Annotated in this window: 10 protein-coding genes and 1 tRNA gene; 5 read left to right on the plus strand and 6 right to left on the minus strand. The window is 58.7% G+C overall.

Features of this window, described 5'->3' with window-relative positions; all coding sequences use genetic code 11:
- Positions 1-396: 396 nt before the first annotated feature.
- The 6 genes from QN397_RS14345 to QN397_RS14370 form a co-directional block, all read right to left on the minus strand.
- Entirely contained in the window at positions 397-918 is a 522-nt protein-coding gene (locus tag QN397_RS14345; protein ID WP_323498465.1) for a glycosyltransferase family A protein, read from the minus strand.
- Positions 919-991: 73 nt separating this feature from the next.
- Positions 992-2,170, minus strand: a complete 1,179-nt coding sequence (locus QN397_RS14350; protein ID WP_323498466.1) for a glycosyltransferase family 1 protein — start codon at positions 2,168-2,170, stop codon at positions 992-994.
- 12 nt (positions 2,171-2,182) lie between these two features.
- Complete coding sequence (locus tag QN397_RS14355) at positions 2,183-3,706, minus strand: oligosaccharide flippase family protein (RefSeq protein ID WP_323501224.1); 1,524 nt, start codon at positions 3,704-3,706, stop codon at positions 2,183-2,185.
- Entirely contained in the window at positions 3,699-5,183 is a 1,485-nt protein-coding gene (locus QN397_RS14360) for a hypothetical protein (protein ID WP_323498469.1), read from the minus strand. The genes QN397_RS14355 and QN397_RS14360 overlap by 8 nt, the downstream gene beginning before the upstream one ends.
- Positions 5,184-5,195: 12 nt before the next feature.
- On the minus strand, positions 5,196-6,296 hold the full coding sequence (locus tag QN397_RS14365; protein ID WP_323498470.1) for a glycosyltransferase: 1,101 nt from the start codon (positions 6,294-6,296) through the stop codon (positions 5,196-5,198).
- Between the two features lies 1 nt (position 6,297).
- A complete protein-coding gene (locus QN397_RS14370; protein WP_323498471.1) occupies positions 6,298-7,719 on the minus strand; it encodes an undecaprenyl-phosphate glucose phosphotransferase in 1,422 nt (473 codons plus the stop codon).
- Between the two features lie 193 nt (positions 7,720-7,912).
- On the opposite strand from QN397_RS14370, the gene QN397_RS14375 reads away from it, so the two are divergent.
- The 5 genes from QN397_RS14375 to QN397_RS14395 all read left to right on the plus strand — a co-directional run bounded on the left by QN397_RS14375 (position 7,913) and on the right by QN397_RS14395 (position 11,666).
- On the plus strand, positions 7,913-8,989 hold the full coding sequence (locus QN397_RS14375) for a hypothetical protein (RefSeq protein WP_323498472.1): 1,077 nt from the start codon (positions 7,913-7,915) through the stop codon (positions 8,987-8,989).
- 67 nt (positions 8,990-9,056) lie between these two features.
- Positions 9,057-9,130: transfer RNA gene (locus QN397_RS14380), tRNA-Gly, on the plus strand.
- A 109-nt stretch (positions 9,131-9,239) separates the two neighbouring features.
- Positions 9,240-9,479: a hypothetical protein gene (locus QN397_RS14385; protein WP_323501225.1), complete on the plus strand. Its 240-nt coding sequence runs from the start codon at positions 9,240-9,242 to the stop codon at positions 9,477-9,479.
- Positions 9,480-9,487: 8 nt separating this feature from the next.
- Positions 9,488-11,272 carry a tyrosine-type recombinase/integrase gene (locus tag QN397_RS14390; protein ID WP_323501226.1) on the plus strand — a complete coding sequence of 595 codons (1,785 nt, stop codon included), beginning with the start codon at positions 9,488-9,490 and terminating at the stop codon, positions 11,270-11,272.
- A 34-nt stretch (positions 11,273-11,306) separates the two neighbouring features.
- Positions 11,307-11,666, plus strand: coding sequence for a hypothetical protein (locus tag QN397_RS14395; protein ID WP_323501227.1), 360 nt, complete (start codon positions 11,307-11,309; stop codon positions 11,664-11,666).
- Positions 11,667-12,989 lie beyond the last annotated feature (1,323 nt).

Genomic DNA, 12,989 nt, shown 5'->3' on the forward strand with positions numbered 1-12,989 from the left:
TAGTCTAGGCGGTGAGCGCTACGCACTCACGGCTTTTTCCGGACAAATTCCCCCTCCGACCAAATCGCGGAGCGCTCGGATGTTTCCAAGCAAACGTCCGCGCCTATCGACCCATGGCTCAGGAGAAAAGCTCCTGAAAGCATTGGCCAGCAGATTTCTCGCAATCTGCTTCAGCGCGCGCGGCCAGTGCATGGTGCCCTTACGCGCGAGATACAAAGGGTTCGCTACCTGGGAATAGCCCAGACGTCGTCCGGGACTGCGGCCCGATCGCTTGGTACCAAGATGAACTCCCCGAAGGCGCGCCGCTTGAACGATTTCCCCGTATGACGCGAGCTGCCTTGAGAAATCCACGTCCTCGAGCCATGCGTAGAGCGGCAGCCGTTCATCGAAGCGAATTTAATTGTCGCGCACGGCCTGCATTCGAACGGCCATGTTGCATCCGTATGCGTTGTATGCCGACACCAAGGTTGTCGTCTCGCTGTTTGGCTCGGATTCTTTGAGAATGGTCAAGCCATCTGCATGCCCAAGGCCAGGACCGATGATTCCATCCGCCAGAACTTTGCCTGTCGTCACCACGACAGTCGGATGCTCGGTGAACAACAGTCCAATCTCGTCAACGTAGTCGTTCGCAGGCAAAAAGTCATCGTCGAAGAAAATCACAATGTCGGCTGCCGTGGCGTCGAGCAGCACGTTTCGCTGAGCAGAAGATCCCACCGGCCCGCGCAAGACGCGAACCTTTCCAGGGTAATCCCGCAGGCAGGCCATATCGAGATCTTCGTCCCGCGCAGGACAAATTAGCAGCTCGTCAGCGATGCGCGATTGTTTGGCCAGGAGGTCGATCGTTTCCGCGATCACTTCCCTCCGTCCTGCAGTGGCAATAGCAATGGCAATTTTTAAGGGGACTGTCTCTGAGTTCATGAAAAAGAAAAGATGCTGCGTTGCAGGCGCATGTTTTGTAAGTAGGGAACAGGACATATCGACATCGACTGGATCAGCGCGCAATCGGCCAGGGTTTACCCAGCACTATTTTGAGCAGCCGATGTGCCGCCTTTTCCCATGTGAACTGAGCAGCGTGTGCTCGTCCACGTCGCTGCATCTCGGCGCGCAGCAGGCTGTCGTTGCACAGGCGGACAATCTGCTGCTCCCATTGCACCGGGTCCAGCGAGTCGGCCCACAGTGCAGCATCGCCGCACACTTCGGGTAGTGCGCCGCAGGGCGAAAGGATTGCCGGACACCCCAGCGCCATCGCCTCCAGCGGTGGCAGACCGAAGCCTTCCGTCGTGGAGGGAAAGGCCAACGCCTTGGCCTGCTCCAGCAGCCCGACCAATTGCTCGTCGCTGACAAATCCGAGAAATTTGACGTTGGGAGAAACGATGTGACCTTGACTCTCAAAGTCCTCACGTGTCGCAGAACCAAACAGGGCGAGAGTGACGTCACGCAACGCTGGTGATCCAAAAGCCTTCAGGAGAACCTGAATATTTTTATGAGGCTGGACGTTGGCGAGCGCTACGACATAGCGGCTTCCAGCCAAGCCGAAGGCCGCCACTTTCGTCGAATCAGGAACAAGCCGAAGCACATGGTCGCAGCCGTTGTGTATCACCCGAATACGTGCCGAGGTGGCGACCCTGAAATGGTCCAGTTGCTCCCGCGAAAACTGCGACACAGTGAGTAATGCCGTATTGCGTTTCCCCAACCAGGGCAACACGAGTCGATACCAAGTGCGAAAAGCAAAGGAGTACGACTCGGGCGATAGGTATACCTGTGCATCATGAACCATGGTGAACGCATCTTTGTGAAGCACCGGCCCCGTGTTGCAAAAGTTGATCAAGGTGTCGCCTTTGATGCGCCGGGGCAAAACGAGTTGCTCCCAAAACGCCCCATTCAGCTTGCGCATAAAGGACCCCATTTCGCTGGACCCATCGTTCAATTCAACTCGAATATGCGAAAGCGGAAGGTCACCGTACTGCCCCGCGGGCATGATCACACGGCACGACACAGCGGCCGCAAGCACGGGATTGTCCGCAAGTGCTTTGTCCAGGGCCCGCAGGAGTTCGCGAGCTACACGGTTGACTCCTGATCGACTGGTTTTCGGCTGCAGGAACTTGCCGTTGATGGCAAGTCTTGTTACGGCGGCGCCCTTGGCGCCTGTGTCACTGAGGCTTCTTGACATCGATTCAGGACTTCATTTTGTTTTGACTTGTCCGAGCACAGACCCAGTCGCATCTTGACTCGGCCTCTGCATGATCTTGCTGCGGATAAGCTCGAGCAAGTGTTGTTCGAGTCCTGCCGGCCGCCCTGCCCATTGCCATGCAAGCATTGCACACATTCCGTAGACAACCAGATAAACGATGCCGATCGGTACGGCAACTACCAACAGCTGTGGCAGGCTTGAAGCGCCCAGCGTGACAGGCTTTGTCAGCCACAGCAGGCTGCCAGCCAACAATACCGCCAACAGCGGCCGTAAGAGCGTCACCAGTTGAGCGATCACCCCCGCACCGCTCAGACGCCGCACCATGAATAGCGCCGTAAAGGTACCGATGGCAGTCGCGATTGCACTGCCGGCGATAGCGCCCGGAATCCCGAATCGTAAAGCGCCCATCCAGACGAGAGGCAGTCTGACCAGCAATTCAATGAGCGTCCGTGCAGCCAACCAGCGCGTGCGGTCCAGCGTCATCGCGAGCGGCCCCAACAGAATGGCGGGTAGCCCCAGCACCGACGATGCGCTGATCCAGCGCATCCACTCCGCGGCCGGCAACCAGCTCTCTCCCAATGTGACGCGAACAAGCACTTCTGGCCACACCAGCATCAGCCCCAGTACCGGTGCAATGACGAATGCGATCCCATGAGACAACTGCAGGTAGCGCGAACCTCGACTTTCGGCGGCCGATGCCAATGCCGCCATACTGGGACGAGCCAATGGCTGAACGAGCGCCTGAATCGGGAGCTCCGATATCTGCTTGCCCATGGCGTATTGGCCAAACGCCGCGGTCGTAATCAGTCTTGGAAGAAGGAGCCGATCGATCTGCCAGTTCAGAGCCGAGCCCAACTGGGCTATGAAATTCCAGCCGATCAGGCTCGAAAAATCCTTCCAGTGCGTCAGCGTAAAACGCGGTCGCAGCGGTGCTATGAAATACGAGATAAACGTTGTAACCAGCGGTCCGCACACGGTCGCAGCAGCAATCGCCCAATAGCTCCGCGTATTGAAAGCGATGGCGACCGCGATGATGAAAGCCGCGGCCTTGCCCACCAGCTCCAGCATCGCATCGGGGCGAAAGTTGAAGGCGCGCGCGTATTCCACCATTCGCGGGCTGACCAACCCGCGCAACGCCGGGGCCAGCGCGAGTACTGCCAGCAAAGCTGTCAGTCGAGGCTCTTCGTTGAACACTGCCAGCGGCCAGGAAATAACAAGCAGCAGAGCGGCAATAACCAGCCCGCGAAGCAGGCTCAGTGTGAAAGCGGTGTGCAACATGTCTGCAACCAGAACAGGCGCACGAATCAACGCGGCTGCCATCGGCAGCTCGAACAAGGCTTCTATGACAACGACCGCAGCCATCGCCACCGCAACCAAACCGAATTCAGCCGGCCCCAAGAACCGAGCGAGGCACAGCAGCATCGCCAGATCGATCAACTTCGTGGCCAGACGCGTACCCACCGTCCAGACGCCCGCCCCGACGGCACGGCTCGCCATGCTCGGTTGCTCAGTCAATGCGGGCACTCCGTCCGCTGCGCATTTGCGACGCCCTGAAACGCGGGGTGTTCAACAGCCGATGAACCTCGGTGGGCCAGACGGCGCGTTGAAGGCCCTTATGGGCAATTGCTACCGCAAACCCGTACAGGAACGCGTTGGACAAACCGAAGTCCGACGTAGTGCCGATAGTCAGGCTGACAAAAAACATGGGTAGATACGACCAGCGGGCGGCCGATAAGAGAGCGCTCCCCTCGGCGTCACTACGCCCTGCCCGCCGCACAAAAAAGCACTGCAAAACAAAAAGGAAATAGAGCGCTGCGCCGGCTAATCCGACATTGCTGACAAGCGCCACTGCAAAATTCGAGGCGCGGCTGCCGCCCAGACCGACTCCCAAACCGTGAGTTGCCAACAGCGCGTTCCAGGACATCTGGGTCCACATTCCCCGCTCTTCGAACGAACTGGTATTCGTCTTTTGCAGCACCGTCACGTTGACCATTTCTAGCAGTGGAGTCAGCACGTCGGGGACAACGATAACGACCAGAAGAATGGCCCATACGGCCACGGCACCTAACCAAAACTCGCCCATGAGACCATGGCGAAGATAGTGATTGCGTTCTGACGCGAAGAATCGCCAACACCACTCCGCAGCCGCCGCCGCGCCGAAAAGGCCCAGACCAAGATACGCTGCCGATGAGGTCGACATCCACACGAGCAGGAGCAGCAAGCCCATCAAAGCCGGAACCACGCGATCACGAAGATGCCCGGACCGCATCGCCCGCCGAAAAAAGTAGAGCGATGTCAGAAAATTCAAAGAGAGACTGCCGAAAGACGATGCCTCAGGCATCAAGCCGACGACGCGCTTGACATCCTGAACTTCTGCCTCGGTGATGAGTGCGTAGCTGGCCGTGCGAAAGACTTCCATGAACGACTGAAGAGGCAAGTATTGCGACGCAAAATCAAGAAATCCCGTAAAGACCGTGAAGGCCGCACCCAGGCACAAAGCACTCAGGGCGTGCCGGCGCATGCCCTCGCCGCGCAAGACACTTGCGAAGGCAAAAACGGCCAATACCGAGATGCTGATATACACCAACTGAGAGAGGTTTTGAACAGTGGGCGCGAGCATTGCCGTGTCCGAGGCCAATGCGCCCGCGCGCACTGGCACCACTTCGACCTGACCGGCAAAAAAGCGCGGCATGAAAAGGGTGACGATAGTGGCCACTAGCCAAAAAAGAAACAGCAGCAGCAAGCCGGATGACTTCAAGGCAGCGTCTAGCGCTTTCGTCAAGCCGCGTGCATTGCCAAGTTCACGCGCTATGAGCAGCATGGCGACAATAGGTGTCGGCGTCAGGGTCAGCCCCGCGGTCAACTCGGTTGGGATTGCAGCAAAAGAACCGAACGGCATGGATGCAAAGAACAGGTAAATCAACACCTGCTTCTTCTGGAATAAGGCCCACAGCGCAACGCTCCAGAATATGCCGACCGGGATTAGCTCCATGTGGCCGCCCTGTCAGGTTGCAAGCCGTGGGGGCGTGGCAATCAACGAGCCGATAAGCTCGGCCATCCGTGCCCGGAATACGACCGTATCAAAAGTGGCTGCATGCGAGTGAGCCACCTCGGAGCGAAATGAGCTTGCAACAGCTTCGAAACGCCCTATCGCGTCGACCATGGCTTCTATGGTTTGTTCGGCGAAGAACAAGCCCGTGCTGCCTTCGACGACTGTCTCCAGTGCGCCGCCTTTTGCATAGGCTATAACGGGCCGCCCACTCGCCATCACTTCCAAAGGAACGATCCCGAAGTCTTCGACCCCAGGGAAAAGAAGCGCCTTGCAATGAGCGAAGTGATGCGTCATGGTGGCGTCGTCGACAGCGCCCAAAAACTCGACAGTAGGGCCAGCAAGCTGCCGGAGCGCTGGGCCTGCACCCGAGCCGATAACGACGAGCCGCCTACCCATGCGGGTGCACGCCTCCACGGCGATCTCAACCTTCTTGTAAGGCGTAATCTGACCTGCACACAGGTAATAGTCTCCCGGCGCATCCACCGGCGCAAAGCGTGCGAGGTTGACGGGCGGGTTCACGACATGGGAAGTGCGTCGGTAATACTTCTCGATCCTCCGCGCCACATAGGCGGAATTAGCAATGAAATGGTCGACGCGATGCGACGTGCTTACGTCCCACTGGCGAAGCGACGGCGCAGTCAGCGACATCAAGGCACGAGTCAAAGATCCCGCCGCGGAACGGTACTGCGGATACAAGTCCCAGATGTAGCGCATCGGCGAATGGCAGTAGCAAATATGAGTGGAGTCCGGGCCGGGAATGATGCCCTTGGCCGGACCTGACTCGCTGGAGATGATCAAGTCGTAGCCAGTGAGGTCGAAAGACTCTAGGGCATAAGGCATCAACGGCAGCATCTTTTGGTAATGCCGCACGCCGCCTAGTTTTTGCAAGAACGATGTCGTGATGCGATGACGCTTGAGCTTCTCGGAGATGGCCGCCGGGTCGCACACCAGCGTGAAGATATCTGCCTCGGGATACAGATCGCACAGCACTTCTACAACTTTTTCACCACCGCGCATGCCGACCAGCCAGTAGTGAACGAGTGCGACTTTCACTTCAGTAGGCATTCTTGTTGATGAAGCCTTTGAACAGCGTCAAGACGATGATCTTCAAGTCGAAGGCCAGCGACCAGTTCTCGATGTATTCGATGTCGCACTCGATGCGCTTGGTCAAATCTGTGGAACCCCGCCAGCCATTGACCTGTGCCCAGCCAGTGATCCCTGCCTTGACCATGTGCTTTTTCATGTACGAAGGGATCTCGTTCTTAAACTGCTCGACGAACACAGGTCGCTCCGGACGCGGTCCGACGATGGACATATCACCCAACAACACATTGAGGAACTGAGGCAATTCATCGAGGCTCGTCTTGCGCAGGAATGCTCCGACTCGTGTCGACCGTGATTCGCCGGCTCTGGCCCAAACCGCACCGGTCTTTTGCTCTGCATCGGTCGGCATCGACCGAAACTTAAGCATGTCAAACGTCTTGTTGTTCCAGCTCACGCGCTGCTGTCGATAGAACACAGGCCCAGGCGAACTGAGCTTGACTGCAATAGCAATCGCGATCATCAGCGGAGAGATCATGAAGAGAATCAAAGTCGACAAGACGAAGTCCTCGAACGCCTTGATTAAACGTGCCCTGCCCAGCAACGGCGTTTGTTGCAGTGTGATCACCGGCAAGCCGGCGATTTCCTCGACCGAGTGGTTCAACAGATGCAAACCGAAAAGATCGGGCACCAGCTTGATGTCTGCTGTTGAATGTTTTAGCTGGTCGAGAGCGAAGGCGATCTTCGCTTGATCGCGCATGGGCAAAGCCAGCCAGACCAAGTCGACGTTGCGTGAGGCAACATACTCGCCAAGTTGGTCTAGCCGCCCGAGCATAGGTGCTCCAGTCAATTCCCCGCGGTCGGCATGCGTAGCAAACCAGCCACGGACTTCGATTCCGCACGAATCGTCTCGCCGAATGGCATCGACCAAGCCCTGTGCCTCGGGGTTTGCGCCGACCACGACAGAAATACGCGTATCTATCTTCTGAGCGCTGACCCAGCGTACGGCTGCCCCAACAGCCATTCTCAAAAGCAATGCCCCCGTGACGCTCAGGCCAAACCAACCACCCCACCATAAGCGTGATGTGTCGTGACCGTCTCTCATCGCAAGCGCGTATACCGCCATTAAGCAGAACATGAGCGGCCAAAGCGTCATTACTTTCAGGATCTCCGCGGCCGTCGAGCGGCCACGCCAGCGCCGGTACAGCGAACTGCCGTTGAGGACGATGACGGCGAAGAGCACGCCACGGCTGATGGTGTGCATGTAGTCGGCGCCCATCTCGACGCTGCCGAATCGAACTGCGAAGGCCAACATTCCACTGGCTACAAAGATGCCAAAGTCGCCCGCTCGCAGGATCAAGCCCAACAACGGGTTGACCCTTCCAAGAGCAATCAGCGGGCTTTCGCGGAAGCCGGTTGCGGAACTAGACAGCATCAAATCTCCCGGAAACCAATAGTTAACCAATTTTTAACCACTGAAACTAAAAGTAACTCGACCATAGTTTATGGCATTAGATAGAACTAAAGTGCGACTTTTTCGGCCCGCTGTGAACTTGTGGCTAGGGTAAACCACATTGCGACGTGACATTGTTTGCAATTGTGGCGATGCGATGTGACAAACGACAAAGATGTTCACCTCGACCGCCTTATTTACGGGATCATTTCCGCCTATGGAAACCGCTGTCTGCACGCTCTTCGAAGGCCACTACCACTACGGCGTTGCCGGGCTGGTGAATTCGCTTTCGGCTGCGGGCTACCAAGGGACGGTCTGGGTCGGGCATCGGGGCCCACTGCCGTCGTGGATCGTCGATGCAGACGGGTTTGATGCCGTGACCAAATGCCTGCAGGTCACGCCAACGATCCAGCTACAAACCGTCGAGCTCAATCCGCCGGTAAGCCTGACCTTCTACAAGCCGACTTTCATGCTCGACGTCCTGGAACGGCTCGCACCCGATGTGGGTGCGGTGAGCTACATGGACCCGGACATGGTCGTCAAATGCGACTGGACAGAAATCGAGCAATGGGTCACGCCGGATGGGGTCGCCCTGGTCGAGGACCTGAACTGGTCGATGCCTTCGCATCACCCGAAACGAGCGAGGTGGCAGGCGTTCTTCGCTGGTTATGGAGAGAAGCCTGTGCGGCCGCTGGAGAGTTACTACAACGCAGGCTTCGTCGGGGTCGCGCGGGCGCAGATCGACGTGCTGCGCGCGTGGCAGCGGATCTGCGGGATCGTTGCTGCGTACAGCGGCGGATCGCTGCAACAGCGCCGGGTCGGCGAGGCCGATCACCTCTTTCACTCGGCGGATGAAGATGCGCTGAACTTCACGTTGTCGCTTTCCACCACCCGGCTAGAAACCTTCGGGCCGGAGGCAATGGATCTCGCACCAGGCGGAAAGCACTTGTCACACGCCGTCGGGTCGTTCAAGCCATGGCAAGGGCACCACGTGCGACGAGCGCTTCAAGGCAAACCACCCAACGTAGCCGGCGAATGGTTCTATCGCTTCGCAGCAGGCCCGCTGCTGCCCTTCTCTCGTTTGAAGCTGGCAAAGCGCAGGGTGGCGATGCGGGTGGCGTTGGCTTTAGGAGCGCTCTATACGGTTGCGCTGGCGGTTAACAACGTACTTCTTGCTCGTAAGCGGCGTCCTGCCGCCAGATCCAGGCGGCAGGTCAGAGGATTTCCGGCCTTTGAAATGACTTCTTATTGAGAAGCACGTTATGGGGAAGCCGGCCGAGTTGCGCGCCAGGTCGCCCGTTTAGAATTCGCCTCGAACCGCGGGCGTAGCTCAATGGCAGAGCTGTTGCTTCCCAAGCAACTGACGAGAGTTCGATTCTCTTCGCCCGCTCCATGATTTTTTATGCAATCTAGCTGGAGGCCGCGCCAGATAAGGCTTTCGCGGTTTTCATGTGGTTCACCGGACTGTGTCACAGGCTTCTATAAACTGAACCTGGACCAGCATGAACAACACCGGCTTCCCCTTAGACCTCCTGGCTGACCAAAGCCATCGAAGGCTTGCCCTTGAGCGCATCGCTCAGGCCGACAGCTACTTGAACGACGTAGACCTACCCGGATACCTGGAGGTCGCTGGGGCGCTGTCGCGCATGGTGCTGGACTTCGCTGACCTCAGGCCCTGCGATGCCGTCAGCGAGGCCCGTGAGGTGCTGCGCCGGCTGGTCCGTGGCTCCCTGCTGTCCTGAGGTTACCCATGGCAGCTAGGAAAATCACCGGGATGCACAAGCGTGAGGGCACCAGCAACTGGGCTCTGCGCGTGATGATCCCCACCACCCTGCGTCAGGGCTTCTATGAAGGCCGTTCGTTCGTCCGGGTCAGCTTGAACACCCCCGACGAGACAATGGCCCGCACGGCGGCGCTGGGTATCCACCAGACCTACGCCGAGACGTTCGCCCGTCAACAGGCACAGCTTCAGTCGATGGTGCAGGCGGTCATCTCCCCAGCACTGGCCGATCTGTTGGCAGCGCGTGCCCGTGCCCGCATCCTTGCACTGGATGACGCCATCCGGTTCGACACTGGGGCGCTGGGGGCGTTCCTGACGTTGTTCGCACCACGTCCCGCCAGCTACTTCGCAGAGCCGGAACCAGTGGCTCCCGTGGTGGTCCCTGAGACTGGGATGACACCCGAACATCTTCAGGCCCTGGGTCGCGTCCATGACGCCCTGAGGCTGGGGCTGTCGTCGTCGCTTGCCATGGGTCAACTCAAGGCCGGCGAACAGGCTGCCGCACACGAGGCCCGCGAACTGGGGCTGTCGGCTGACTGGTCACGCAACCGCCCTGCTGTCCTGACCGTCCTGCGGGCTGTCGTTGGGGCATGGATCGACGTGGGCCGCAGGAACCTGGGGGACGCCGTGGACACGCCGCGTATGCCAGAGATGCCTGAGGGTCTGGTGCTCGCCAGCGCTGTGCCAGCGGCCCCCGTGCTTGCCATCGGGAAGTCCAAAGGAGCCCTCAGGACTCTTTGGGATGTTCGGGACGAGTGGGCCACAGATGAGACGGCCGGAAAGGTGAAGTCGTTGGACTCACAACGCAAGACCGAGCGGGCGCTGAACATGCTGGAGGCCAGCGGCAGCATGAAGCCACTGGAGCAACTGACCCGACAGGATGCCATCGACTTCCGGGCCTATGTCAAGGCCACGATGACGGGCCGGACCGCAAAGACCCAATCCGACGTTATGGCGGCTGTGCAAACGCTGCTGAATTTCGCAGTGGAGCAGCGCGGCTATCTATCGGCGAACCCATGGGCGGGCACTGCCATTGCCAAAGGCAAGGTCACAAACCGTCGACAGCCTTGGTCGGACGAGGACCTGGGCGTGCTGATGTCGTCGCCGATCTGGACCCGTTACGAGATGCCCAAGAACGACCGCGCCGGACGAGAGGCTGCTTACTGGGCACCGTTGATCGCGCTCTATGGTGGGCTCCGGTTGTCAGAGGCTTGCCAGTTGTGTTTGCGCGACGTGACGACGCGTGACGGCGTGCTCTTGATGGACGTGAACGAAGAGGAAGGTGAGAGCTTGAAAAGCGTCAAGAGTCATGCAGGGACCCGCATCGTTCCGGTTCATTCGAAGCTGCTGGCGCTGGGCTTCAGCGACTACTTGGCGAACATCCGGAGACGGTCGGACGCTGAGGGCTCTGGAGCCGAGGGGCTTGTCTTCCCCGACCTTCGGGTGGTTCCTACGCGAACTGGTGCTATCAACTTCAGCGACGGCTTCCGAGCAATCGCAAGGTCAATGAACATTTATCGACGCTGGCGAGACTTCCACTCCCTGCGCACCACAACATCTACGTGCTTGCGTGGCGTGCATCCGGGCCTTGGCGAGTCGCTGATTCTTGCCGTCATGGGGCACGAAGGTAAAAACATCGGACAGACCAATTACACCGTGCATAGCCCCAAGGCCCTAAAGCGGGTCATCGAGCACCTGGAGTTCCCTGCGCTTTCCACGCTGTCCCGCGTCTACCCCGTGCCCACGGCCTTCTGAGCCGCCCGTCCCTAACGTACCCAACAGATCAAGCATGAACACGAACACCATCACCTTCACCACCATCCAACGTGCCGGCATCGAGGCACTGCGGGGCGACCTGGCGCAGCGGATTGACCGCGCCGTCATCGTTGAATATGGGTCGACCGATTACGGGCAGCACTGGGCCGCGCTGTCTGTCGAAACGCTGGACGCTGGCTCCTTTGGTCAACCGGGACCCCTGGTCACCATCCTGGTGGGCACAGGCATCCAAGGCGAGGCCGAGGCCATGGCTCCGGATGGCTCGGCGGTCCCTGGTGTCCCGGTGGGCGCTGGGTTCTCTGAGGTCCTGAAGACAGCCGGGGATGCTGCCGTGTGGGCTTGGATTGGTGCCACCGAGGGGGAGATGCACTGAGTCGGCCCTGGGTTTTCAGGGCATCGACCTGGGACCATCTCGGCTGGGTTTTCAGCCCAGTGCCGGGGCCATGACCACCCTGGAATCTCGGCATCCAAGTTTGGAGTCAGCAAATTTGCGGCGTCCTATTGAACGCACTCGAAGAACCCGAACAGAAATTCCTGTCGGGGTATGCCGACGCTCAGGGCCAACAGCGCTCGATGTCACTGCGGCTGGGTTTCCGCCGTATCTACACCCTGGACCTCCCTGGCCCTCCATGGAAGCCTCAGGACCCATTGGGACCCAACGGGAATCCTCAGGACCCCTCAGAAAGCCCTGCGTGTGACGCTAGGAGCCGTCGAATCATGGAATGGCTACTACCTAGCCTGGACCGTTTAAACGGCTCCTAGAGCGAAATGGAGGGCTCGGAGTCCTGAGTCACGCTTGGATTAAATGACTACAGAGTGATAGATGAGGCCCAAGGTATAGAGACAGGACAAGTAAATACCTACAGAGTGATAGATGAGGCCTATGTATAGAGAGAGAGGGACATCAGATCATCATGATGGAGGTCATGGTAGAGGTATGGCTTGGGATACATAGGGACTCCTGATGACTCCCTATGACTCATTGGGTATCCCCCTTAGATTGGCACATGGGACCAAGGCAGGACAGGGACACTGGGATGGCTTGGGAAGCCTGGTGACGCTGGTGAGGCCCTGGGTGTCCTGGTGATGCTGGTGTATCCATCAAGCATCGCTCGTGTGACACCACTATGAGACAACCACCATAGACTGACTGGTGACGCCTGGTGACCCTGGTTGGACGGCGTTCAATCAGGTCCCAAAAGACATGGCGCACCCCACGCACATCCGCCAGTGGCACCGTGAGCAAGCAGCGACCCTGGGGTCCTGGTGGTCCCCTTGCTCTACTGGTCTAATAGAGTAGCCAGCACCGGTCCGCAGCCACTACGGACCTCCCGGCGCACGCTGGTGGCCCCTTACTCTACGAGAATTGTAGAGTAGCCAGAACTGGTCCACAGTCACCGTGGACCTCCCGGCTCCCGCTAGTGGCCGCCGTGTTCCAACCATTGGAAGACGGGGACACCCACGGACTCCCGAGGTCCCTGGGGCGTTGTCGGTATTACCGACAACGGACGGTCGCGTCTTCTGTGGACCGGAATGATTCCAGACCTGGACCACCACGTCACGGATTCGATGTGGTTTGCGTCTTACCGTGGTGGTAAGCCGCTCCCGGCCGACTGGGAGTAAGCGACCAGCCACGGCATCTTGAGAGTTGGTGTCCAGAAGCCGACGATGGTGTCCACTACAAATAGGTGGACAC

It is taken from the genome of Variovorax sp. RTB1 (assembly GCF_035018765.1).
In the GTDB taxonomy this organism is placed as follows: domain Bacteria; phylum Pseudomonadota; class Gammaproteobacteria; order Burkholderiales; family Burkholderiaceae_C; genus Variovorax.